24 protein-coding genes are annotated in these 24,147 nt (G+C 60.7%); 8 read left to right on the top strand and 16 right to left on the bottom strand.

Annotation, left to right across the window (positions count from 1 at the left end; genetic code table 11):
- Nucleotides 1-25 precede the first annotated feature (25 nt).
- The 8 genes from BLW21_RS17715 to BLW21_RS17680 all read right to left on the bottom strand — a co-directional run bounded on the left by BLW21_RS17715 (nt 26) and on the right by BLW21_RS17680 (nt 6,978).
- Nucleotides 26-925, bottom strand: coding sequence for a DUF6089 family protein (locus BLW21_RS17715; protein WP_092742805.1), 900 nt, complete (start codon nt 923-925; stop codon nt 26-28).
- Between the two features lie 125 nt (nt 926-1,050).
- On the bottom strand, nt 1,051-1,944 hold the full coding sequence (locus BLW21_RS17710; protein ID WP_092742802.1) for an NAD kinase: 894 nt from the start codon (nt 1,942-1,944) through the stop codon (nt 1,051-1,053).
- A 37-nt stretch (nt 1,945-1,981) separates the two neighbouring features.
- Nucleotides 1,982-3,370, bottom strand: a complete 1,389-nt coding sequence (locus tag BLW21_RS17705; RefSeq protein WP_092742798.1) for a POTRA domain-containing protein — start codon at nt 3,368-3,370, stop codon at nt 1,982-1,984.
- A 113-nt stretch (nt 3,371-3,483) separates the two neighbouring features.
- Entirely contained in the window at nt 3,484-4,170 is a 687-nt protein-coding gene (locus BLW21_RS17700) for a CBS domain-containing protein (RefSeq protein WP_092742795.1), read from the bottom strand.
- A gap of 170 nt (nt 4,171-4,340) precedes the next feature.
- Complete coding sequence (locus BLW21_RS17695; RefSeq protein ID WP_092742792.1) at nt 4,341-5,114, bottom strand: alpha/beta fold hydrolase; 774 nt, start codon at nt 5,112-5,114, stop codon at nt 4,341-4,343.
- A gap of 5 nt (nt 5,115-5,119) precedes the next feature.
- A complete protein-coding gene (locus BLW21_RS17690) occupies nt 5,120-5,734 on the bottom strand; it encodes an anthranilate synthase component II (RefSeq protein WP_092742789.1) in 615 nt (204 codons plus the stop codon).
- 109 nt (nt 5,735-5,843) lie between these two features.
- Entirely contained in the window at nt 5,844-6,365 is a 522-nt protein-coding gene (locus BLW21_RS17685) for a CvpA family protein (protein ID WP_092742786.1), read from the bottom strand.
- Between the two features lie 148 nt (nt 6,366-6,513).
- Nucleotides 6,514-6,978: a GatB/YqeY domain-containing protein gene (locus BLW21_RS17680; RefSeq protein WP_092742783.1), complete on the bottom strand. Its 465-nt coding sequence runs from the start codon at nt 6,976-6,978 to the stop codon at nt 6,514-6,516.
- Nucleotides 6,979-7,120: 142 nt separating this feature from the next.
- Between BLW21_RS17680 and BLW21_RS17675 the strand changes: the two genes are divergently transcribed.
- The 7 genes from BLW21_RS17675 to BLW21_RS17645 all read left to right on the top strand — a co-directional run bounded on the left by BLW21_RS17675 (nt 7,121) and on the right by BLW21_RS17645 (nt 14,520).
- Complete coding sequence (locus BLW21_RS17675) at nt 7,121-7,846, top strand: pyridoxine 5'-phosphate synthase (RefSeq protein WP_092742780.1); 726 nt, start codon at nt 7,121-7,123, stop codon at nt 7,844-7,846.
- A 105-nt stretch (nt 7,847-7,951) separates the two neighbouring features.
- The gene (gene mnmH, locus BLW21_RS17670; protein ID WP_092742777.1) at nt 7,952-8,983 is read left to right on the top strand and encodes a tRNA 2-selenouridine(34) synthase MnmH; all 1,032 of its coding nucleotides are present in this window, start codon (nt 7,952-7,954) and stop codon (nt 8,981-8,983) included.
- Between the two features lie 45 nt (nt 8,984-9,028).
- Nucleotides 9,029-10,075: a selenide, water dikinase SelD gene (gene selD / locus BLW21_RS17665; RefSeq protein ID WP_092742946.1), complete on the top strand. Its 1,047-nt coding sequence runs from the start codon at nt 9,029-9,031 to the stop codon at nt 10,073-10,075.
- Between the two features lie 116 nt (nt 10,076-10,191).
- Nucleotides 10,192-10,785 carry a PH domain-containing protein gene (locus BLW21_RS17660; RefSeq protein ID WP_092742774.1) on the top strand — a complete coding sequence of 198 codons (594 nt, stop codon included), beginning with the start codon at nt 10,192-10,194 and terminating at the stop codon, nt 10,783-10,785.
- A gap of 250 nt (nt 10,786-11,035) precedes the next feature.
- Nucleotides 11,036-12,952: an ATP-binding protein gene (locus BLW21_RS17655; RefSeq protein WP_092742771.1), complete on the top strand. Its 1,917-nt coding sequence runs from the start codon at nt 11,036-11,038 to the stop codon at nt 12,950-12,952.
- A 48-nt stretch (nt 12,953-13,000) separates the two neighbouring features.
- Nucleotides 13,001-13,780: an alpha/beta fold hydrolase gene (locus tag BLW21_RS17650; protein WP_092742768.1), complete on the top strand. Its 780-nt coding sequence runs from the start codon at nt 13,001-13,003 to the stop codon at nt 13,778-13,780.
- A 32-nt stretch (nt 13,781-13,812) separates the two neighbouring features.
- Nucleotides 13,813-14,520, top strand: a complete 708-nt coding sequence (locus BLW21_RS17645) for an SAM-dependent methyltransferase (RefSeq protein ID WP_092742765.1) — start codon at nt 13,813-13,815, stop codon at nt 14,518-14,520.
- 48 nt (nt 14,521-14,568) lie between these two features.
- Here BLW21_RS17645 and feoB read toward each other — a convergent pair whose 3' ends face one another.
- Nucleotides 14,569-16,755, bottom strand: coding sequence for a ferrous iron transport protein B (gene feoB / locus BLW21_RS17640; RefSeq protein ID WP_092742762.1), 2,187 nt, complete (start codon nt 16,753-16,755; stop codon nt 14,569-14,571).
- Nucleotides 16,756-16,765: 10 nt separating this feature from the next.
- Nucleotides 16,766-17,032 (bottom strand): FeoA family protein, encoded by a 267-nt coding sequence (locus BLW21_RS17635; RefSeq protein WP_245711950.1) that lies wholly within the window; start codon nt 17,030-17,032, stop codon nt 16,766-16,768.
- A gap of 254 nt (nt 17,033-17,286) precedes the next feature.
- Here BLW21_RS17635 and BLW21_RS17630 point away from each other — a divergent pair, with 254 nt between their 5' ends.
- Nucleotides 17,287-18,150 carry a carboxypeptidase-like regulatory domain-containing protein gene (locus BLW21_RS17630; protein WP_175471031.1) on the top strand — a complete coding sequence of 288 codons (864 nt, stop codon included), beginning with the start codon at nt 17,287-17,289 and terminating at the stop codon, nt 18,148-18,150.
- Between the two features lie 172 nt (nt 18,151-18,322).
- Here BLW21_RS17630 and BLW21_RS17625 read toward each other — a convergent pair whose 3' ends face one another.
- From BLW21_RS17625 to BLW21_RS17600, 6 genes are all read right to left on the bottom strand, one after another.
- Complete coding sequence (locus BLW21_RS17625) at nt 18,323-18,955, bottom strand: OmpA family protein (RefSeq protein ID WP_092742755.1); 633 nt, start codon at nt 18,953-18,955, stop codon at nt 18,323-18,325.
- A 72-nt stretch (nt 18,956-19,027) separates the two neighbouring features.
- Nucleotides 19,028-19,267: a hypothetical protein gene (locus BLW21_RS17620; protein WP_092742752.1), complete on the bottom strand. Its 240-nt coding sequence runs from the start codon at nt 19,265-19,267 to the stop codon at nt 19,028-19,030.
- Nucleotides 19,268-19,301: 34 nt separating this feature from the next.
- Nucleotides 19,302-19,952: an alpha/beta hydrolase family protein gene (locus BLW21_RS17615; protein ID WP_092742749.1), complete on the bottom strand. Its 651-nt coding sequence runs from the start codon at nt 19,950-19,952 to the stop codon at nt 19,302-19,304.
- 18 nt (nt 19,953-19,970) lie between these two features.
- Nucleotides 19,971-20,330: a hypothetical protein gene (locus BLW21_RS17610; RefSeq protein WP_092742746.1), complete on the bottom strand. Its 360-nt coding sequence runs from the start codon at nt 20,328-20,330 to the stop codon at nt 19,971-19,973.
- Between the two features lie 53 nt (nt 20,331-20,383).
- A complete protein-coding gene (locus tag BLW21_RS17605; protein WP_092742744.1) occupies nt 20,384-21,184 on the bottom strand; it encodes a TonB-dependent receptor domain-containing protein in 801 nt (266 codons plus the stop codon).
- 222 nt (nt 21,185-21,406) lie between these two features.
- Nucleotides 21,407-23,908 (bottom strand): bifunctional UDP-N-acetylmuramoyl-tripeptide:D-alanyl-D-alanine ligase/alanine racemase, encoded by a 2,502-nt coding sequence (locus BLW21_RS17600; RefSeq protein ID WP_092742741.1) that lies wholly within the window; start codon nt 23,906-23,908, stop codon nt 21,407-21,409.
- Nucleotides 23,909-24,147: the final 239 nt, after the last annotated feature.

Below are 24,147 nucleotides of genomic sequence, written 5' to 3'. Positions count from 1 at the left end.
GTAATTAGACAGCCAGTGCGGGTGGCTACCGGAATTTAGGGTTGCGGACCCGAGGTGCGAGAACGTAGTTCAACGAAATGCCTAACGTGGTGTACCAGTCTTTCTCATTGCTCTTACCACGCTGTCCTCCACCCTGTTGAGCTTCAGTATATGTACCCTGAAGTTCCTTGGTTGCATACCAACCGAAGTACTGAGCATTGGACCCGTTGAGCTGATTTACATTCGCGACGTAGTTCGTACTTACATCGTCGAGGTAGTCAGTGAACGTTTTCCGGAAGCCCAGTTCCAAACCAATATCGAAGCTCTTGTTAAGCTTGTAACGAGCACCGGCACCAAATGGAATAACAAACTGAGTCAAGGCATACCCACTAGACTGACCCTCCGTTTTTAGCGGTTGCAAGGCTACGATAGCGCCTGCGTTAGGATTGCTAGAATCTGTGATTTCACCTTTCGGGTTATGGTGAATAACACCCACCCCACCGAACAGATAAGGAACAAAATCAGGGCGTTTGATATAGTTGTTGCGATTCTCTACTAAGTCAAAAATACCTACAGCCGCGAACTCCAAGATATCATTTCGGAAGTTCATGTTCCGGTTATAACGATATTTGGCATCTTGGTCGTTTTGATCAGCCGCCTTTTCATCGCTGCCTGTAATGCGACCGTACGAGAGCGAAGCGCGAGCCGAAACCCGGGGCAGAAAACGGCGGGTGAAAGTAAGCCCGATGTTGGGGCGGGTTGCGCCGGCACGGAAGCTAGGAATGCTAGGCTTTGGCGTAATATCGCCAAAGTAGTTCATGGCATTCAGTGATACACCAACCGAATTGTACTGCTTGCGCTTGCTGAATTGCTGCGCATCAGCCTCCGACGCCAGTAGCGTAAGGGCCAACAGCGGGGCGGCGGTAAGGGCGAAAAACTGCTTCATACTCAGGCGTTATTTAAAAATAGCGGTTCCGGGGAGAGAGCTGAAAACTGTATAAATCACAGTCTTAGCCGAAGACAAAAGTAGGGCTTCGTAGGAACTAAAAAAAGAAATGTTCAAAAAAAGGCTTAAACTGATAGTTCGACAGGATTTCTCCGATCCAGACCCCAGTTCAATTTGCTACGCAAGGTACTCAGGAAGTTAACCTGATTGAGTTTCACTAGCCGAACGTTGAAGTTTTCCCGGCGAACGGCAACCTGAATACCGGCTTCCACGGTGCGGGAGCGAGAATCGAGCGACAACAAAAAGTTGTTGCTCCTTCCCTCAATTTCGAATGAAATCACACTCCGATCAGGCACAATCAAAGGCCGTACGTTCAGATTGTGAGGGCATACGGGAGCAATAACAAAATTGTTCGTCTGGGGTAGCATTACCGGTCCGCCACAGCTAAGTGAGTAGCCTGTTGAGCCAGTAGGAGTAGCAACAATCAGACCATCGGCCCAGTAGGAGTTCAGATATTCGCCATCGATGTAGGTATGCACGACAATCATCGACGAGGTATCACGCTTCAGAATGCTGAATTCGTTAAGGCCAAAATTGATGTCGCCAAACGTGTCGGGGTCGGTATCGACCCGGATGAGGCTCCGGTCTTCGATGACAAAGTGCCCCTTAAACAGGGCGTCAATGGCCGGCAATATGGTTTCGGGTGAGATGGTAGCCAGAAAACCCAACCGGCCGGTGTTGATACCCAAAATTGGAATTTGCAGTGCTCCCACATAGGTAACGGTATCGAGCAGCGTACCGTCGCCACCGATGCTGAGCACGAAGCGGCAGCCGGCCAGCGAATCGACACGACCAAAACGGCTGATGCCTTCGGGTATGGTTACATGCTGGCCGAGGTAATCATAGAAGCTGTGCTCGATGCGAACTTCGGCCTGCCGACGTACCAAGTCGTCGAGCAGGGCCTGCAGAACGGGAGCCTGCTGCTCAGCAAACGGCTTGCCCAGAATGGCTATTTTCATACTTACAAGGTAACGTGAGCAGTTTCAACCACTGTCATCAGATGGGAAACTGGGTGCGAAAGAAAACCCCGCCCCGCTGCTCGCGGGTGCGGGCATACTCGAGCGTGAATACCCAGTCGTAATAGGTAACCAAGTGCAGCCCGATGCCGGCTGAAGCCAGCAGGCGGTTGGGCAGTTGGTTGCTGGCCAGCACGGACCGTTGTCCGACGTAGCCCACATCGGTAAAGGTATTTAAATAAAATGCCAGCGGAATATTGTTGAAACGGCTGCTGGGCACCCCATTGAGCCGAACCCGCCCCAGGTCGAGCAGGCGGAGCGACAGGCCCTGCTGCAGCAAACCCAGCTGGCGGCCTTCTACTGCGTACGCATCATAGCCCCGTACAAGCAGGTCGTAGCCCAAGGCGCGGTTGTCGGGATAAGCCAGGGCCCGGGCCACCCGCAGCTGGCCGGTGGCACCCACAGCATAATAGAAAGGACCGCCCAGGGCCACATAACGGGCGTAGCGGCCGCGTACAGTAAGGCTGCCGGGCGTATGGCCGTCCAGGAATGCACGGTAGCCAATCTGCAGTTGGCCATATTGGCCGCTGAGCGGGTAGGCGAAGGTGTTGCGGCGGTTGAGTGTGGTGGTGAGGTTGAACTCGAGGTACTCGCGCCGGGGGCCGTTGAGAAAATAGCGGGGATTGTAATAGAGAACCGAGTCGGAAACTCGCTCGCGGTGGTAGGAGACATCGAGGGAAGCCAGCAGTTGTACGGTGCGCCGCCAGCGTAGGCCTACGGTAGCATACTGGCGCTCGATCGGGAAATCTACATTCTGGCGCAGGTTGCGCAGCCGGTCGCCGGTAGTGGCGTAGTCGAGGGCGTGGCTGCGGTAGTAGGAGTAGCCGGCCCCGAAGCCTACCCGGCGGCGGCGGCCGTAGCCGGGCGCCTCATAGAACAGTTCGTATTTGCGATTGAAGCCCAGTTGCAGGTTGCCCAACAGCTGCTCGTTGCGCCCCCGGAAGTTGCGGCGTACCAAGTGAACCCCGTAATCAACCCGCCGCCAACGGTCGGGCCGCTCGCGCCACGAGGCAAAGTTGCGGTCGGCGAGCGAGAAAATGGGGATTGGGAACAGATACCAGCGCTCCTGAAAACTGTAGAGTACAGTCAGGTTGCCCTCTCGGCACACCGCCTGCACCAGCACCTGATGAAATAACTGCAGATTGAAAAGCCGGCGCCGATTGAGCTCGAGGCGGCGGGCCAGAGTGGCGGCACTCAGTGTGTCGCCCTCGACAAAGTCAAGCTCGGCCCGCAACACCACTTCTTTGGTTACCTGATTGCCCACGAAAAGCACCTGGCCCACCCGCAACTGGGCGTAGCCCGGGCATTGGGCCTGCACAAGGCTGTCGGGGCCCGCACGGCGCAATGTATCGGGGAACGGGATGGCCATGAGAAGCCGCCGGGCGACCGGAACAGAACCTATTTGAACGCCTGGGGCCGCCGGGCTGGGCAACCAGTTCAGGACTAACAGCAGTAGCGTAACCAGCACCCGTATCAGTTGACTCAAACGTTCAGGTAGCGCAACAGGGCATCGTAGCGCTGCTGTTCGTCCTCGTCGGGCTCCCCGGCTCCGCTGAACTGGGCCGTGATGGAATAGCTGAACCGCTCCAAAGTGGCCACGATACGCGCCAGATTGGGGGTATTGATTTTAAGCGTAAGTCGGATACGGTAGGGGTCGTGCTCGTCCTGGGCCACGTGGGCACTCAGGATTTTAGCATCGTTTTCTTCTACATAGCGGCTGATTTGGGTGAGCGAGTAGTCGCGCTCCTCCATCGAAAGCACCAGAATACCAATTTGCCCGCTCGACACCGGCACCTTGCCGAAAGCGGCCAGCGTGTCGCTGACGGTTACTACGCCCAGGTATTCGCGCTGGTCGTCGAGCACGGGCACGAGCTGGATATTGTTCTGCACGGCCAGCTCGATGATGTTATAAAAGTGCTGATCGTGCTGTACATGCACATCGGCGTACTGCAATTGCAGGGAACCCAACAGACGCTCCTCACCATCCTCGCTTTCCTGGTCAAGCAGGTCCGATTCGGTGACAAGGCCCCGGTAGAGGCGGTCGTCGAGCACCGGTAGCTGGCCCACGTGGAATTCCTCCAGCCAGCGGGCGGCCTTCTCCGTGGTGTCCGTCACCTTGAGCGGCGGCACCAGCGGGTTCAGTAGTTCTTCGGCGAGGATGGAGTTCATGAGCAGAGCAGAAAAGCAGGGCAGACGCCGGCGGCCGTATAAGTCCGGGGCCCGGCCGAAGGTTTGCGCGGCCTCGCCAGGGCTTACGCTAGATAAAACACTTCCTTATCAAAAACAAAAGAGCCGACTAGCCGCCAAGGGGTTGCATTACCCAACGGCCAGCTAAAAAGCTACGAAGCCAGGCTGGCGGTGGTTTGCAGAAAGTGCGTGAGCAGCCGGTTGAACTCGGCGGGGCGCTCCATCATGGGGGCATGGCCGCAATGGTCGAGGAAGCGCAGCGCGGAATTGGGCAGCAGTCGGTGAAACTCGTGGGCTACTACAGGAGGTGTAATGGTATCATTAAGGCCCCAGACGAGCAGTGTAGGCGCTTTTATGCGGCTCAACTCCTTGGACAGGTTGTGCCGCTGAGCCGAACGGGCAATGCTGATAATGCGCAGGCACTTGGCGTTGGAATTGGTCACGCTGAATACCTCATCGACCAATTCCTGTGTGGCCACGATGGGGTCGTAGAAGGTGTAGGCCACTTTTTCCTGCACGTAAGCGTAATTGCCGCGCTTAGGAAACGAGCCGCCCATGCCGTCTTCGAACAGGCCGCTGCTGCCGGTGAGCACCAACCGGGCCACGCGGGCCGGGTTTTGCAGCGCGTACACCAGCGCAATGTGGCCACCCAACGAGTTGCCTAGCACGGTACAGGGCTCCAGCAGGTTGATTTCGGCCAGAAACTCTTCCACAAAACTTACCAAGCCTGGCACGCCGGCTTTCAGCAGGGGCATATCGTAGATGGGCAGCAGCGGAATGACAACGCGGTAGCGGGTGCTGAACTCGGCAATAACTTCTTCCCAGTTGCTGAGTGCCCCGAACAGGCCATGCAACAGCAGCAGCACCTCGCCGGTGCCTTCATCTACGTACCGAAACTCGTTTTTCTCCTGAATCCGCAACGTCATCTTCGCTATCCAAATAAACCGGCCGGCGGGGCCGGGGCGGTAGTTGCAATAATACAACTCTGCACCCAATTGCCGAGCATTTCCAGCCCGTAGGTGGTGAGCAGGGCTTCGGGATGAAACTGTACGCCGTGCAAAGGTAAGCTACGATGACGGAGGGCCATGATTTCGGCGCTGTCGTCGGTGGTAACGGCCAGCGCCTCCAGCACCGGCGGCAGCCCGCGCACGGCCAGCGAATGGTAGCGCGTAACGGCCATGCGGGCGGGCAACCCCTCCCAAAGCACGTCGGGCACAGTCCAGGCAATGTCCGAAACCTTGCCGTGCATGGGCCGCGCGCCCCGAACCACTTCGCCCCCAAAGAACTGGCCCAGCGCCTGATGGCCCAGGCATACGCCCAGCATCGGCAGGCGCTGGTGAAACGCCTCGATAACGGCCAGCAGGTTGCCCGCCCCCGCCGGCGTGCCCGGCCCCGGCGACAGCACAACGGCCGCGGGCGCCAGGGCTAGCAACTCGGCCAGCGGCACATTATTGCGGCGCACCAGCACTTCGCATCCCAGCTGCTGAAAATAGTCGAGCAGGTTGTAGGTGAAGGAGTCGAAGTTATCCAGCAGCAGCAGGCGCATATGTTTAGTCAGAGCTTAGTGCTTGGCTTTGGGAGCTTAGTCAGATGATTTTCCGGGCGGGCTTTCTCGCACGACCTGAGCACTACCAACGAAGCACCAGGCGCTAAATCTAAAATACTTCCCGCAGGCGGCTGAGCAACGTGCTGGCAAAGGGCAGCACGAAACCCACTATTTGCAGGGCGACGGGCGTGGCCTCGCGCACGAAGGGCAGCACCTGCGAATCGGCGGCCAGCTGGGGCGAGATGAGCGGCAGGCCGGCCGACTCTACGCCATAGAGCAGCAAACTCAGGCCCAGCACCCACTTGAGCATCCCGCCCACAGCTCCGCCCACGTTATCGAGAAACCCCAACGGCGTGAGGTGTACGGCCGTTTTAAGCAAGCCGCTCAGCAGATGCACGCCCCAGCCGATGGCGGCAAACACGAGCACGAACGATACCAGCGGCAGCAGCCCAAACGCCTCGCCCACGTACTCCCGCACCAGCGGAATAGCATCGTTGAGCAGGGCCAGCCCGCCTACCAGCCCCAGGATCAAAGCCAGCAATGTGGCCACTTCCAGCACCAAACCGCGCCGGTAGCCCTGCACCGCCCCAATCCCCAGCGGAATCAGCAGGAAAATATCGAAGGTAGACATGGTTTGGGGCGTGGGATTCGGGGGCCCTGCTAATGGAACGGTGCAGGACACAGAGCTTGCCCCCGCCCGCCATTAAACGTTTCAATTACAGACCGTTCAACGGCGAGTGGGAGCCAGTCGCGTGCGCTGCACTATTCCTGCAAATTTGCTAGAAGTTGGTGTTGTTGAGCAGGTTGCTGACGGTTTGGGAGATAAGACGGCCATCGGCCAGGCCGGCCAGCTCGCGGGCAGCTACGCCCATTACCTTACCCAGGTCGGAGGGGCCAGTGGCGCCCACGCGCTGGATGATGTGCACCAGTTTCTCCACCAATTCGGCTTCCGAAAGCTGCTGGGGCAGGTACTCCTCGATGATGGCCAGCTCGTTGAGCTCGACTTCTTCCAGGTCGGAGCGGAACTGCTCGTTGTAAGTTTGCGCGGCCTCGCGGCGCTGCTTGGCCTGCTTGGTGAGCAGCTTCATTTCGGCATCAGAAGTGAGGGCCGCCCCGTGCTGGCCCTCGGCCGTTTCGGCCAGCAGTATCTGCGACTTGATGCTGCGCAGCGTCGTCAGGCGCAGCTTGTCTTTGGCCAGCATGGCTTTTTTGATGTCGGCGTCGATGGTTTCTTTCAGGGACATAGTTCAGGGGATAAGGAGGAGGTAAAATTACGGCTTAATCCTGGATGCGGGGCTACGGGTGCCGGCTTCAACCAAAACACGCCCGGGCTGTTGGGGCTACGTATCTTTACGGCCCTTACTTTTCCTTCAGCCTGCCCCCGGTATGACGAAGCTTAGCGTAAACATAAATAAAATAGCCACCCTGCGGAATGCCCGCGGCCATAACCGCCCCGATTTGCTGCAGGCAGCCCGCGACATGGAGCGGTTCGGAGCTGAAGGCATTACGGTGCACCCGCGCCCCGATGAGCGCCACGTTCGTTACCAGGATGTGCGCGACCTGAAGGCCGTAGTAAAAACCGAGCTGAACGTGGAGGGCAACCCGACGCCCGATTTCCTGGATTTGGTGCGCGAAGTGCGGCCCGAGCAGGTGACGCTGGTGCCCGATGCGCCCGATGCTATTACCTCCAACGCCGGTTGGAACACGATAGAGCATCAGGATTACCTGCGCGACATCGTGACTGAGCTGAAAGGCCTGGGCTGCCGGGTGAGCATCTTCCTCGACCCCGTGCCCGAGTTGGTGCGCGCCGCCGCTACCACCGGCACCGACCGCATCGAGCTCTATACCGAAGACTACGCCAGCCGCTACCACGCCGACCGCGAAGCTGCCCTAGCCCCCTACCGCGAAGCCGCCCAGCTGGCCCAGCAGCTCGGCCTAGGCCTCAACGCCGGTCACGACCTCGACCTCGACAACCTCGCTTACATGGCCCATAACCTGCCCGGCCTGGCCGAGGTAAGCATCGGCCACGCGTTGGTGTGCGATGCGCTGTACCTGGGGCTGGAAAACACGGTGCAGCTGTATAAGCGCTGCCTGACTTCAATTAAAAACTAAAAGCAAGAAATTGAAAATGGACGCTCTCCTGCGCACCTCGCTTGCGTTTTAGTTGTCCTGGAAACTCGTTTTTAACTTTTAATTCTCAATTCCTAATTCAAAGAAATGCCCCGTCTCACCCTGCCCGATTTTCTGCAAACTGACGCCAACGGGCCCATTCTGGATGTGCGGGCGCCGGTCGAGTACGCGCAGGGGCACATTCCGGGGGCCCTGAGCTTTCCGTTGTTTACCGACGACGAGCGGGCTCGCATCGGTACTACCTATAAGCAGCAGAGCCAAGACAAGGCCGTACTGCTGGGTCTCGATTTGTTCGGGCCCCGCATGAGCCAGTTGGTGAAGCAGGCCGGCAAGCTGGCCTCGAACAAACAGGTGCGCGTGCATTGCTGGCGCGGCGGCATGCGCTCGGGAGCTGTGCAGTGGCTGCTGGAGCTGGCCGGTTTTAAGGTGCAGCTACTCGATAAGGGCTACAAGGATTACCGCCACTGGGCGCTGGCCGAGTTCGAGCTGCCCCGGGCTATGTGGGTGCTGGGTGGCCTCACGGGCTCGGGCAAAACCGACGTGCTGCACGCGCTGGCCGCTCAACAGCAGCCCATGCTCGACCTCGAAGGGCTGGCGTCGCACAAGGGCTCAGCCTTCGGCAGCATTGGCCAGCCCGAGCAGCCTACGCAGGAGCAGTTCGAGAACGACCTGGCCGCCCGACTGGCCGCCTTGCCCGCCGAGGCCCCGTTTTGGGTCGAGGATGAAAGCCGCGGCATCGGGCGCGTTGCGGTGCCGGGTGGTCTGTTCGAGCAGTTGCGCATGGCCCCGCTGGTGGTGCTGGAAATTCCGCGCGAAGTGCGGGTGGCCAAGCTGGCCGAAGAGTACGGCCGCCAGGACCCAGCCGCGCTGGCCGCTTCCATCCTGCGCATCCGTAAGCGCCTGGGCGGACTGGCTACCAAGGAAGCCCTGTCGGCCATCGGCGAAAACGACATGCCCAAAATGGTGAGCCTCGTGCTCGACTACTACGACAAAACCTACTCGCACGGCCTCGACGGCCGCCCCTTCATCACCGTCCCCTCCGACACCTGCGACCCGGTGACAAACGCCGACCTAGTGCTACGGGCGGCACAACAAGCCTTTTCTACGATGGCGCGCTAAACAGGTATGCGCCCCGCCGGGGCAAACCCAATTACAACGAACGACATGACTGAAACCGATAAAATCCGCCTGACCCAATACAGCCACGGTGCGGGATGCGGCTGCAAAATTGCGCCCAAGGTGCTCGACCAGATTCTGCACACCAGCCTGCCCCAGCCCACCCACGATAAGCTACTGGTGGGCAATGCCTCGCGCGACGATGCGGCCGTGTACGACATCGGGGGTGGGCAGGCCGTTATCAGCACCACCGACTTCTTTATGCCCATCGTCGATGACGCCTACGATTTCGGGCGCATTGCCTCGGCCAACGCTATTTCGGACGTGTACGCCATGGGCGGGCGGCCCATTATGGCCATTGCCGTGCTGGGTTGGCCCATTGATAAGCTGCCGCCCGAAGTGGCCCGCCGCGTAATCGAGGGCAGCCGCAGCATCTGTGCCGAGGCTGGCATTCCGCTGGCCGGCGGCCACAGCATCGACTCGCCGGAGCCCATTTTCGGGCTGGCCGTAACGGGACTGCTCGACATCAAAAACCTCAAGCAAAACGACACGGCCACCGCCGGCTGCGAGCTGTACCTGACCAAGCCGCTGGGCGTGGGCATGCTGACGACGGCCCAGAAAAAAGGTATTCTGCGGCCCGAGGACGAGCAACTGGCTCCGCAGAGCATGATGATGCTCAATAAAATTGGGGCCGATTTGGGGCCGCTGGAAGCCGTGCGGGCCATGACCGACGTGACGGGTTTCGGGCTGCTGGGCCACCTGGCCGAAGTGTGCGAGGGCAGCAACCTGACCGCCGAAATCGAGTTTGATAAGGTGCCGCTGATTCCGGAGGCCGCCGCCTATTATGCCCAGAAGTCGATTCCGGGCGGAACGGTGCGCAACTGGGACTCTTACGGCCACAAAGTAGGCGACGTAACCGACGAGCAGCGCGCCTGGCTCTGCGACCCGCAGACATCGGGTGGCCTGCTCGTGTGCGTAGACCCGGCCGGTCGTGATACCGTGCGGGCCGTATTCGAGCGGCACGGGCTGGCGCTGGAGCCGTTTGGCCGGCTGCGCGCCCATCAAGCCGAAGAGCCCTGGATTCTGGTGAGCTGATTTAGGTGCCTGGACGCAGGATAAGGGGCGGGAGGTAAAATAATGCTCGTGCAGTTCTTGCCCTTTATCCTGCGTTCCTGGCTCCTGCCGCCTTCACCTTTCAGCCACCTCTTTGCATGAAGCTCCTTTCCTTTCTGCGGCCGCTGCTGGAGGCCGCCGCCCTGGTAGCCGCGCTGGTGCTGGCGCTACGGCTGCTTACGGGCATTTTCAGCCGCAAAAGCTACGTTTACCAACTTAGTTACGGGCGGCAACTGCGGCTGCTGTTCTGGCCGCTGCTGTGTCTGGGCGTGGGGCTGCCATTTCTGGGGGCGTTTTTTTATGCCGATACCCTGGCTCCGCACGAGTGGGTGCTACTGCTGTTTATGATGGTGGTAGTGCTGGGCTTCGCGGGGCCGGCGTTGCTGCTACACACGCAGTATTACGCTCATAACCTGAACACCACGCTGGTTTTCGAGCCCAAGCAGAACCAGTTGGAAGTGTACGAGGACTCCACCCGGGTTCCGTTTGAAAAACACGACTTGTTACGGGTGGAGCGGGTTATCTGCCGCTCGCGCCGCCCCTTCTGGAGTCCCTACGACTACCTGCGCTTGCACCTGCAGAATGGGCAGACCATCACCCTGACTTCGGTGCTGACTGATTTGCGGCCACTAACCGAGTTTCTGCGCAATACGCCGCTTGAGCAACGCCAGGCCTGGATTTGCTGGCTGTGAAAATCCTCCCATTTCGAACCCTGCGCTGCGGACCGCCGGGGCATATTCAGGTTCATTTCTCCTCACAGCTTAGTGGGGCTACTGCCGGGCAGCCAACCCATTGCCAACACGTTGCGTTAGCAGCAGCAATGAAATAAGTCGGTGGGCCACGCGTTGGTTGGCAGCAACAAAATAGTACATTTAACTATTGGGGTCGGGACTGGGCCAAGCTGTGCCAGCATAAGCAATATTTCTCCCTTATCTGTTGCCGATGCGCTGCCTTTTCCTCGTTGCCTTGCTGCTCAGCAGCCTGTGGGGACAGGCTGCTTCGGTGCCCGCGCTGCAGCGGCAGCTACGGACCCAACCGGCCGACACGGGCCGCGTCCGCCTCCTGAATGAGCTGTGCTACGCTCTGCACGACAACGAACCCACTCTGGCGCTACCTTACGGTGAACGGGGCGTAATTCTGGCCCGGCAACTCTCCGACCGCCCCGGCCTGATGCGCGGGCTGCTGGCGCTGGCCAGTTGCTACGCCAACCTGGCCGATGGCCCGCATGCGCTGGAGTTGCAGCAGGAAGCCCTGCTGCTGGCCCGGCAATTACGCTCCAACGATGGGCTGGTGCGCAGCTTCACGGGGATGGGCAGCGTGTATCACGAGCGCAACGATACGGCGGCCGCGCTGCGTAACTACCGCCGGGCCTTGCGCTACGCCTACGATCCGGGCGTGCAGGTAAGCTCGCAGCTGATGCTGTTCGGCAACCTGGGCAACCTGTATTTTACTATGCGTTATCGCTCGCGGGGCATGCTTTTCACCCGCCGGGCGCTGGCGCTGGCCCGCCGCAACGGCGACCGGGCCGGCGAGTCGTTGTACCTGGCCAATATGGGCACCTATTATTTGCAGATGGAACGCCTGGGTACGGCCGAAGGACTGCTGCGCAAAGCCGTGAGCCTGCTGGAACCACTGCCCAACCAGCGCTTCGAAGCCGGCCATCTGGAGCTGCTGGCCACGGTGCTGCTGCTCAATGATGAGCTGGAGGAGGCCGACGAGCTCACGCACCGGGCTTTGGTGCTGGCCCGCCGCCTTGGCTACCAGGAGCGGGTGCTCGATGCCTACAGCCTGCTGGCCGACATCAGTGCCGCCCGCAGCCAATACGACCAGGCGTATGAATGGCAGCGGCGGTTTCGCAGCCTCAACGACAGCCTGAACAGCCGCTCGCGCCTGCAAACGCTTATGGCGCTGCAAACCCGCTACGAAACGGCCGACAAAGAACGCCTCATTCAGCAGCTCACCGACCGCGAAAACGTAATGCAGCAGCGCAACCGGGCTCAGGTGGGCGCCATAGTGGCCCTGCTGCTGGGCCTCGGCGGGGCCGGGTTGCTTTATACCAAGCTGCGCCGTAGCCGCGCCGCGCTTTCGGCCAACAACCAGGCGTTGGAACAGACCTCGGCCGAGTTGCGCCAGGTGGCCGCTTCCAAAGACCGCCTTTATGCCATTGTAGCCCACGACCTGCGCGGCCCCGTCACGTCGTTTGCCAGCGTTACCGAACTGATTGACTTCTATCTGCGCCAGGGCGACGAGGCCGGTCTGCGCCGCCTGCCCGAGCTGGTGCGCCAATCAGCCCAGCAGCTCAACCACCTGCTCGATAACCTTCTCAACTGGGCGGTCAACCAGACGGGCGAGCTGGCTTTCCGGCCGCGGGTGCTGGCCGTGGCCGAGCTTTTCGAAGACACGCGCCGCTTATACAGCAACGCCCTGGAAGCCAAGCAAATCACCCTGCACCTCGAAGCCGGGCCGGAGCTGCTGCTGTGGGCCGATGCACACATGACCCAGACCATTTTGCGCAACCTGGTGGGCAATTCCCTCAAATTTACCCCCTCCGGCGGGCAAATCCGGCTGGTGGCGACACCCGGCCCGCCCGGGCAGATGGCGTTGCGGGTCGAGGATACGGGTTCGGGTATATCGCCCGAGCAGTTGGCCGCTTTGCACCGCTCCGAGGCACTGGCCCCGCCCTTGCAGGGCCCGCGCTCGGGTACGGGGCTGGGGCTGCTGCTGTGCCGGGCCTTCGCCAGCCGGCAGGCCGGTTCGTTGCGCATCGAAAGCACGCCCGGCCAAGGCACTACGGTACACATTATGCTGCCGGCGGCCCCCGCCGAAGAGCAGGCGAAAGGCAGCGGCGCGGGGAAGTAAGAAACCAACACCGTATCTCCCAAACCCATTTCGCTATTTTTGCAGCCTATGCTGCAACTTCACTACCGCGAAATGGGGCAGGGCACCCCGCTGGTTATCCTGCACGGCCTGTTTGGCACCCTTGATAACTGGCAGACGCTGGCCCGTCGCTGGGCCGAAGCCGGCCACCGGGTTATTTCAGCCGATTTGCGCAACCACGGCCGCTCCCCCCATTCGCCCGAGCACACCTACCCGGCCATGGCCGCCGATGTGCTGGGCCTGTTCGACCAGTTGGGCCTGGGGCCCGAAACCACGCTGCTTGGCCATAGCATGGGCGGCAAGGCAGCCATGCGCTTCGCCCTCGACTACCCCGACCGCCTGGGCAAGCTTATTGTGGTGGATATTGCCCCTCGGGCCTCCGATATGCGCCATCAGGATGCCATTCTGGCCGGTTTGAACTCGGTTGATTTCACGCAGTGCACCAGCCGCCAGGCCGCCGACGAGGCGCTGGCCCGCCACATTTCCAGTTTCGGCGTGCGGCAGTTCCTGCTCAAAAACCTGTACCGCCAAGACGATAACTCGTTTGCCTGGCGCGTCAATCTGCCCGTGCTCACGGCCGAAATGGCCGCCATCGGAACCGAAATTACGGGCGCGCAGCCTTTCCTCAAGCCGGCCCTGTTCATTAATGGCGGCACTTCCGATTACATCGACGCCGAAGACAAGCTGCATGGCATTCCGGCCCTGTTTCCCAACTCGCAGGTAGCTACTGTGCTCGATGCCGGCCACTGGGTGCATTCCGAAAAGCCCGACGAGGTATTCGGGCTGGTGCAGGCCTTTATAGGTTCATAAGTAAGCTGTCATCCATCTATTTACCCACCGCTATGCCCGGCACGCTTTATCTGATTCCTACCATTCTGGCCGACGATACGGAGGCGCAGGTGCTGCCGCCGCAGGTATCGGCGCAGGTGGCGGCGCTGTCGTGCTTTCTGGTGGAAAACGCCCGCACGGCCCGCCGCTTTATCAAGCGCGTGGCCCCCGAGCACGTCATCGAGCAGCTACGCATCAGCGTGATTGACAAAGACAGCACCGACGCGCAGGTGCAGGCCGCCTTGCAACCGGTACTGCAGGGCCAGGATGCAGGCGTGATTTCAGAGGCTGGCTGCCCTGGCATTGCCGATCCGGGGGCCGAGCTGGCCCGCCGCGCCCACCAGTTGGGCATTCGGGTGGTCTCGCTGGTAGGGCCCAGCAGTCTGCTACTGGCCCTGATGGCTTCGGGGATGAGCGGGCAGAGCTTCACGTTTCACGGCTACCTGCCCATTGAGCGGGGCCCGCGGCTGGCGGCCATCAAGAAACTGGAGCAGCAGGCCCTGCAGCTCCACCAGACCCAGTTGTTCATCGAAACGCCCTACCGCAACCTGCCACTGCTGGATGATTTGCTTGCTGGCTTGCACCCCGGCACCCGGCTCTGCGTGGCCGCCAGCCTCACGGCCCCCAACGAGTTCATCGTCACCGATACCGTGGCCGGCTGGCGAAAGCGTCCTAAACCGGATATCCACAAGCAGCCGGCGGTGTTTTTAGTAGGGGCATAGGGGTAGCAGGGGTTCAGAAGAAAGAACGTTCTTCTCAACCCCTGCTCCTCAGCTCATTAGGCTATACACCAGCCACGAGGCCACGTAGGCCAGGCCGGTCATGTACACGAGCTGCAGCATGGGCCATTTCCAGCCCTTGGTTTCGCGGTAGGTGGCGGCCAGCGTGCTCATGCACTGCATGGCGAATACGTAGAACACGAGCAGCGAAAACGAGCGGGCCGGCGTGAAGAAGGGCTGGCCGTAAATGTCCTTTTCGGCGGCCAGTTTCTGCTGCACCGTCAACTCGTTGGCATCCTGGCCCACGCTGTAAATCGTGCTCATGGTGCCCACAAATACCTCGCGGGCGGCAAAGGAGGTTATGAGCGAAATTCCAATTTTCCAGTCGAAGCCCAGCGGGCGGATGGCCGGTTCCAGCACGTGGCCGAAGATGCCGGCGTAGGAGTTTTCGAGCCGCTCAGAGGCTACGCGGGCTTCGGTTTCGTCGGGCGTCAGGCGTTGGGTGGCCGCGGTGGTGCGGGCCTGGGTTTCTACTTGCTCCAGGCGGCCGGGCGGGCCATAGGTGGCCAGCACCCACAGGATGATGGAGATGGCCAGAATCACCTTACCAGCCTGGAAAACAAAGGTTTTCACCTTTTCCAGAATGGTGATGCCCACATTTTTCCAACGCGGCCAGCGGTACACCGGAAACTCCATAATGAAGTAGCTCCGCTCGGTGGTGCGCATGAGCAGCTTCATGGCCCAGGCCGAGAAAATGGCTGCAAAAAAGCCCAGCAGGTACAGCCCCATCAGGGCAAAGCCCCGCAGGTTGAAGATGCCCAGCACGGCCTCATCGGGCACCACCAGCCCGATGAGCACGGTGTACACCGGAATGCGGGCCGAGCACGACATGAGCGGCGTGACGAAGATGGTGATGAGCCGGTCTTTGCGGTTTTCGATGGTGCGGGCGCTCATGATGGCCGGCACGGCGCAGGCCACGCCCGAAATCAGCGGCACGATGCTCTTGCCGTTCAGCCCGAAGCGCCGCATGATGCGGTCCATCATGAACGTCACGCGGGCCATGTAGCCGGTTTCTTCCAGCACCGCAATAAAGGCGAAGAGCAGGGCAATCTGCGGAATAAAAATCAGCACGCCGCCCAAGCCCGCCAGCACGCCCTCGGTCAGCAGACTGATAAGCGGGCCATCGAAATTGGTTTGGATGAGGCCGTTGATGCCGGCCACGCCCTGGTCAATCAGCTCCATGGGGTAGCTGGCCCAGGCAAATACGGCCTGGAACATCAGAAACAGCACCCCAAAGAAAATAGCGTAACCCCAGACCCGATGCGTGAGCACTTTGTCGAGGCGGTTGCTGTAGGGCTCGTTCTGCTCGGTACGCGTCACGGTCACGCAATTCAGCAGAATCTCGTTGACGCGGGCGTAACGGGCAATGGTTTCCTGGGCCTGCCGGACGGTGGGCTTGAAGTCGTACTGCGTCGTCAGCTCCTCCAGGTACGTCCGCTCGTCGGGGCTTAGGAAGGCGAGGTGGCGGTACTGGTGGGCGTAATGCAGCGCCAGGTAATCGTTGTGCAGGTTGAAGTAGTAGCGAATCTGCCGCACCATGGGCACCAAGTCCTCCTCGGGCTCGTAGAAACGCTCGGTCGGCGCGCCGAGCGTCTGGCTCATCAGGATTTTGAGGGCCGCAATGCCCACGCCTTTGCGGGCGTTCAGCGGCACCACGGGCACGCCTAGCTCCTGCTGCAGCGCCGCAATATCCACCTGGATGCCGTGCTGCTCGGCCGTATCCATCATGTTGAGCGCCAGAATGGCGGGCAAACCCAGATCGGCCAGCTGCGTGAACAGCAGCAGGTTGCGGCGCAGGTTGCTGGCATCCACCGTCACCACCACAAAATCGGGGTACTGGGGACTGGTATGGTCGTAAAACAGGCTGGTAATTACCTTCTCATCGAGGCTCTTGGGGTAGAGCGAGTAGGTACCCGGCAGGTCGATGATTTCGGCTCGCAGCTGGGGCGTGAGCTGACTGATACCGGTTTTTCGGTCGACGGTGACGCCGGGGAAATTGCCAACTTTTTGGTTGAGGCCGGTGAGTTGGTTGAACAGCGACGATTTGCCCGAGTTGGGGTTGCCCACCAGCGCAATGCGGGTTAGCAGGCCGCCCGCCCGCCCGGCAGCCGCCTCCAGGCGCTCCACCGACCCGGCAACGCCAGCCGGGTTCGTGGTTATATCTTCCCCGCTTGTCATCCGGGACCCGTTATTTCAGCAGAATAGTGGCCGCCTCACTTACCCTGAGCGACAACGTGTAGTCGCACTGCTCACCTACCACCAGCGTAATGGGGCAGCCCAGCGGCGCCCGGCTGTTCAGGCGGACCTGGGTGCCGGGAATGCAGCCCATTTCGAGCAGCTTAAGGGCCATTTCGGGGTCCTCGAGGCAGCAAATCGTTGCCGATTCGCCTAGCTTGAGGTCTTTCACGCTACGGCGCGTAGTCGGGGCAGGGACGATGGCAGAACGGTCGGACACGGCAGGAGGCTATTTAGATTCTCTTCAAACAAAGATACCACCCTTTTATGTTTCGGCCAAAAGCCACCCGTATCCTGCTATCAGGACAAAGGCCGCACTAAGTAGCTGGCTTATAACTATTCCGAAATGAAATTGCATTAGTATAAATATTCTTTGAAGTATTGCGTGTAGTGCCTATTTTCATTGTAGTTTTGGCATATATCTTAGTCCGGTTACTCATGATCAAACGCTTACTTGCTCTGTTGTGCCTCTTTTTGGCACTTCCCCTACTAGGTTTTTCCCAAGAGGCGAAAATTACTGGCCGCATCGTTGATGAGGCTAGTAAAGAACCTATTCCGTTCGCCTCCATCGGCCTGAAAGAGGAACAAACCGGTGCCCTGACCAACGAGTACGGCTTTTTCCAGATGAGCATGCCCCAGAAAAATCCCCAGGATTCGCTGGTTGTAGTAGCCTTGGGCTACCGGCGCAAATCGGTCCTCATCAAGCCTGGCCAGAAGGTACAGGACATGATTATCGAGGTAACCAAGCTGGCCATTAAGCTGGAAAACGTTAACGTCGTCAGCAGTGCCAAAATCAAGAACCTGGCGCTGGGTTCGCGCTCCAATACGCCCGGCGAGGGCATGATTCAGGGCATGCCGGGCAGCCAGTACGCCTTCTTCGTGAAGAACGAGAAGGGCAAGTCGCTGGGCAACGTGCGGACTGTATCGTTCTACATCGGCGAAAACGGCTTCCCCCGCGAACCGTTCCGCGTGCGCCTTTACAAGGCCGACGGCAACTACAACTCGCCCAACACCGACCTGCTCACCGAGAACATCGTGGTGTCGGCGCCTAAGGGCGGCGAGTGGTACACCGTCGACCTGACCGAGTACAACATCGAGGCACCCAAGGAAGGATTCTTTGTGGCCATGGAGTGGATTGTCAGCGGCGACAACTTCTACACCGTCAACTTCATGGACAACTACACGCCCTACGGCCAGATTTTGCGGCCCACCTTCGAGTACAAGGAGGCCCTGACCTGGAACTACACCATGGGCCGCGGCTGGAGCCTCATCACGCTGGCCAACGACGGCAAGCGCTACAACGCCATGATCCGCGCCGAAGTCGACCAGATTAAATAAATCATAGATGTTGCAGATGAAAAAGATGACGCTGATGCAGGCGTCATTCCTCTACACTTGGTAACGTTCAAAAAAAAGCCTGCTCGAGAGCAGGCTTTTTTGTTTATTGATGCGTCCTGAAAAAAGGATGACTGCATCAGTGTCATCTTTTTCATCTGCAACATCTGCGGTCCTATTTGAGCACGGCAATTTCAACACGGCGGTTTTGCTGGCGGCCGGCGGCGGTAGCGTTGGTGGCTACGGGGTTTTTCTCACCCATCGACTCCAGGCTGACCATATCGGCTTTCATCATACCTTTGGTTACGAGCCACTCTTTTACAGCGGCAGCACGCTCCCGGGCTAGGTCTATGTTGTAATCCTTGGAGCCACGCGAGTCGGCGAAGCCCAGTACGCGTACCTGCTTACCTTGGTAGCGGCGGTTGATAGAGGCCCCTATTTCGGAAAGGGCCCGGGTAGCAGTGGGCTTGATAACTGCCTTATCGGTGTCGAAGAGCACTTCCTCATCAAGGCCATAGAGGTTGAGGCGGTCGTTTTCGCGCACTCTAATTTCGGGCAGGTCGATTTCCTCCATTTTAGCGTCGCGCATTTCGGCATCATTTACCGTAAATACGTCTTCGACGGCGTTTTCAGTGGCATTGGCGGCTGAGTTGACCATACCCTCGGCCGTGCGGCCATTATCGAATACGACGGCCGTATCGGCGGTGGCTTCGGAGGCCTCGTTTACTTCCGACGGATTTTTGAGGTCGGAACAGGCAGAAGTGAACAGGGCAGCAGCGGCTAGGGCTGGGAGGAATATCTTTTTCATTGGGAAAGAAATGTATAGGTGAACAGAAAGAGTGTAGCCTGTTCTACGCAAATCGGACCCTTACGTTTCCGTTCAGGGTTTGGGCAGCTCCATCACCCAGGCCCGAATGAGCTCCTGCGCCTCGGGCGAGAAGGTAGGCCGGGGCGCTCCGTTTACCATGACCCAGCTACTGGCCGGGCCCTGCAACAGGTGGTTTACATCGGGCAGCTTGCGGCTGACAACGGTGCGGTTGGCCCTGAGGGCCTTGTTAAGAGGCGGGAGGTTGGTTTCGGGGTTTACGCTTAGGTCGGCGGTACCGGCCAGCAGTAGCACCGGGCATTTCACGCCATCGAGGCCGGCCAGCGGGTTAAAGGCCAGGTAGTCGCGGTAGCGGCGGGTGGTGAGCTAGGTGGGCCCGGGCCGCAAGCGAATCCATGTCGGCGTTGCTTTGGCGCAACATACTGGCCACAATGGCCCGCGTCTGGCCGGGGTTGGGGGTCTGCTGAATTACATCGACCATGGCCTGCTCGCGCTTGGCCAGCGCCACCACAAAGGCCGGTGGCAGGGCCTGCGCGGCCGTGAGCAGGGCGGCGTTACCACCCAGCCCATGCCCAATTACGCCCAGGCGGTTAAGGTCTACTTCGGGGCGGGTGCGCAGGTAGCTCAAGGCAGCCTGCACGTCGGTTACGGTTTCTGCTACGGTAGTCAGCTGGCCGCCGGTTACGCTGGCCCCGCGGGCATCGAAGCGCAGCACGGCAATACCGCGCCGAGTCAGGTAGTCACCCAGAATAAACAGTAGCGGATGGTTGTCCACGGCCCCTTCGCGGTCGTACACGCCCTGGTCGGGCACCAGCACCACCGTCGGGAACGGCCCCTCACCGGGTGGCATGCTCAGCAGGCAGCCGAAGCGCATCTCGGCCTTGAGGTTTACGTACTGCACCTCCTCTTCGCGATAGGGCAGCGTGAGGCGGGCCTTGGGCGCGGCACTGATGGGCGGGGCCGAATACGTCAGCGTCATGGGCACCGAGTAGCCCGGCTACTGCCAGGTGCCAATTACCTGCCTGCCATCGGCTGCGAGGTGGCCCTGGAACTGGCTGCCCACGTCTTCGGCCTCGAAGCGCACCGAGTCGCCGGCGGCTACAACGGCCACGGGCAACCGGCTGATGCGCTGCTTGGGCACATCGAGCGTGGCAAAGTAGGCCCCGTTGGTCAGGCTCACGAGCCGGAATACCCCTTTCATTTCGCCGCCGGGCATTTTCAACTGGCCTTTCCAGAAGCCATCGAGCCCGGAGCCCGTGGCCCCCTGCACCGCCGGGACCAGCAGCGTCAGGAGCAAAAGCAGCACCAACCCGCCCCGCAAGGGGCGGGTCGGCCGCAAATTCAGCTTATCGCGCATGGCAATGAAGTGAGGTGAGAACACAGAGAAGACGTACCGGTGCAAACAGGCAACTACTTGGCGCCCCCCAGCGAATACGCCGCTTTCAAATAGAAGTAGCGGCCCGCCAGGGGCATTTGCTGCGCCTGGTAAGGGAGAATATCGTAATCGTAGGGGAGATTGATTGTCTTCCCTACGTTCTGAGACTGGTAATAGCTGGTATACTCCTCAAGCGAGGCAAAACCATCAGGGGCACGGCCCGAGCGGGCGGGGCGGCTGATATTGTCGGGGTAGATATTGAACAGGTTGTTGCCGCCGGCCGTGAGTTGCAGGCGCTTGGCGGGGCGGTAGCTGGCCGTCAGGTCGGTGCTGGTTTTGCCGTGGAAGACCATGTAACTACTGCCTTCGGGCAGGGCATTGAGGTTGAAGTCGTAGCTTTCCACCTTGCCGGAATAGAAATTACGCATCAGCAGGCTGAGCTTGCCGATGTCGTACCTCGTGCTCAGAATCAGCTTCTGGCGCGGGTTGCCCGTCCGGATAAGGGGCAGTTGGCGCTGGTCGATGTAGTCGTTGCCGGGCAGGCCATCCTTCTGCAAGTCCTGGAATGCTTCCGGTACGCGCAGTTGCGTGATGGTGGTGCGGCTGTCGTTGGCTGCCAACGACACGTTGCACGAGCCCCGGCCCAGCGGCCGGCGGTAAGTGGCCACGAAACCGAGGCCCTGGGTGCGGGTATCGGCCGCGGCGGCTACTTCGCTCTGGTTGTTGGAAATGCCGCTGTATCTGGGTTCCGACGAGGTAGGCAGCAGCGTAATCTGGCGATACTGCACCTGTTGCAGAGCCGGAGCCCGGAAGCCCGTGTTGTAACCAGCTCGCATGGCCACGGCCTTGCTTAGCTTGAGCCACGAAGCTGCTTTGTAGGTGAAGGCCGAACCGAAGGGGCTATACCGTTGGCAATGAGCATATTAAAATCATACCTTACACTACCCACGCCCCAGACAGGTATAATGCCGTAGCATAGCGAACCAACTCGACAGCAACACAGCTTCTCGTGCAGGACGTCTATTAGAATAATTTATTATTTAAATAATTCTAAATTACTACTCTGCTACAAACACGCGCTTCACCCGCTCACTCACGCTGGTGAGCAACTCGTAGGCAATGGTACCAATGCGGGCGGCCAGCGCGGCCAGCGGCAGGCCCTCACCGAACACTACGGCCTCGTCGCCGGCCCGCACACCGATAATGGCCGTCACGTCGACCATGCACATATCCATGCACACGCTGCCCACCACGGCCGCACGCTGCCCGCGGATGAGCACCTCCCCTACTCCGCTGCCGAAGCGCCGGTCGTAGCCGTCGGCGTAGCCGATGGCCAGCGTGGCAATGCGCCGCTCGTGGGCGGTGGCCTCGCCGCGGCGGCCGTAGCCCACGGTGTAGCCGGCGGGCAGGGTTTTCACCTGCGAAACCGTGGTGCACAGCGTGCTCACGGGGCGCAGGGCCTCGGGCTGCTGGCCGCTGGCCTCCACGCCGTACAGGCCGATACCCAGGCGCACCATATCGAACTGGGCCTCGGGGAAGCGCAGGATGCCGGCCGAGTTGAGGGCGTGCTTGAGCACCGGGTAGCCAATGATGCGCTCCAGCTCGGGCGTGAGGCGGGCAAAGGCGGCCAGCTGGCCCCGCGAGAAAGCGTCGTGGCCAGCCTCGTCGGCGCTGGCCAGGTGGGTGAGGGCGCTGGCTACGGTTACCAGCGTGGCGTTGGCATGCAGCAGCGCGCCCAGCTCGGCCACATCCTCTTCGCCGAAGCCCAGGCGCCGCATACCGGTATCAAGCTTGAGGTGGATGGGTGGCAGCGGGGCCTGGTGGGCGGCGTCGAGGTAGCCCTGCAGCAGCTCGAAGGAGTAGATTTCGGGCTCCAGGTGGTACTGGCGTAGCAACTCGAACGAGTCGGGGGCCGGGTTCATCACCATAATGGGCAGGCTGATGCCCTGGCGGCGCAGCTCCACGCCCTCGTCGGCGTAGGCCACGGCCAGGTAGTCGGCGCGGTGGAACTGGAGCAGGTTGGCCACTTCCATCGAGCCGCTGCCGTAGGCGAAGGCCTTCACCATCACCATCAGCTTCACGTCGGGGCGCAGCTGGCGGCGGTAGAAGTTGAGGTTGTGCACCAGCGCATCGAGGTTGACCTCCAGCACGGTGCCGTGCAGCTTCTGCTGGAGCGCGGCCACTACCCGCTCGAAACCGTAGCGCCGGGCGCCCTTCACCAGCAGCAGCTCCTGCCGGAAATCATCGGCCCGGAAATCGGCTAGCAGCGCGGCGGTATCGGGGTAGAAGCAGGTTTGCAGGCCGGCGAAGGCCGCTTGGTGCCGGCTGAGGCCGGGGCCGACGCCGATGAGGCGCCCTACGCCCGAGGTGGGCAGCAGGGCCGCCACGCGGGCGTACAGCTCGGCGCCTTCGAGGCCCGATTCGAGCACATCGGAGAGGATGAGCGTGCGGGGCAGGCGGCGGGGCTGGCGGCTGAGCGCATCGAGGGCTAGGCGCAGGCCGGCCAGGTCGTTGTTGTAGGTGTCGTCGAGCACGTAGCAGCCATTGAGAGCCTGCTTCATCTCCAGGCGCATGGCCACGGGCTGCAGGCGCTCCAGCCGCCGCTGGATTTCATCAGTCGCCACGTTGCGGTGCAGCAGAACCACGAGGCCGTGCAGGGCGTTTTCCAGGGAGGGCTCATCGGCAAAGGGCAGCGTGAAGGTGTGCGCGTCGGCGCCGGCCTGCCTGATGCGCAGCACGGTGCGGTCGGCCAGGTTTTCTTTCACGCTCACCAGCCAACGGGCCTCGCCGGCCTCGTACACGGCCCGCTGGTGCGTCCAGGCGGCCAGGGCTTCGGGCGGCAGCTGGTGGCGGGCGGCGGCGTGCACCAGCGGATGGTCGGCGCAGTAGAACAGGGTTTCAATCGTAGCAAACAGCGCCATCTTCTCGGTCACTTTTTCTTCCCAGCTGGCAAAACCGGCGTCGTGGGCGGTGCCCAGGTTGGTGAAGATGCCCAACGTGGGCTGGATAACGCGGGCCAGCCGGGCCATTTCGCCGGGCTCGGAAATGCCGGCCTCGAAGATGCCCAGCGTGTGCCGGGCATTCAGTTCCCACACGCTCAGCGGCACGCCCACCTGCGAGTTGTAGGAGCGCGGACTCTTGCACACCAGCTCCTCGGGGCTCAGCAGCTGGGCCAGCCATTCCTTCACGATGGTTTTGCCATTCGAGCCCGTGATGCCGAACACAGGCAGCGCGAACTGCCGCCGGTGCCAGGCCGCCAGCGCCTGCAGCGCCGCCAGCACGTCGTCCACGGCCAGCATACCAGCTTCGGGGTAAGCCTGCGGGCCGCCGGGCAACTTCACGCCGGCTTCCACCACAAACTGCCGCACACCAGCCCGATACAGCTCGGGCAGGTAGCCGTGGCCATCGTGCTGGGGGCCACGCAACGCAAAAAACAGGCTGTCGGCGGGCGTTTCAACGCGGCGGCTGTCGAGCAGCAGCCGCTGCACCGGGGCCGGGGCGGCAGGCTGCTGGAGCAGGGTGCCGCCGAGTAGCGCGGGCAGGTCGGAGAACTGGAGCATGGGCGCAAAAGTAGCGGGTGAGCGGTGGGAAGTTGGTGGGGTGGTGACGAAGGATGGCGGGAAAATAAAGAACGGGTCATGCTGAGCGCAGCCGAAGCATCTCTACTGCAATGGTAAACGCTGGCGTCAGGATTAGCACTGCGGTAGAGATGCTTCGGCTGCGTTCAGCATGACCCGTTCTTTTACTCTCCTGTTCTTTTCTTTCCGCAGCCCTGCAAACCTTCCGCTACTTCCGCCCC

The sequence above is a fragment of the Hymenobacter psychrophilus genome (assembly GCF_900107135.1).
Classification (GTDB): Bacteria; Bacteroidota; Bacteroidia; order Cytophagales; family Hymenobacteraceae; genus Hymenobacter; species Hymenobacter psychrophilus.
The sequence above is the reverse complement of the archived record's forward strand: the minus strand, read 5'-3'. Positions and strand labels throughout refer to the sequence as shown.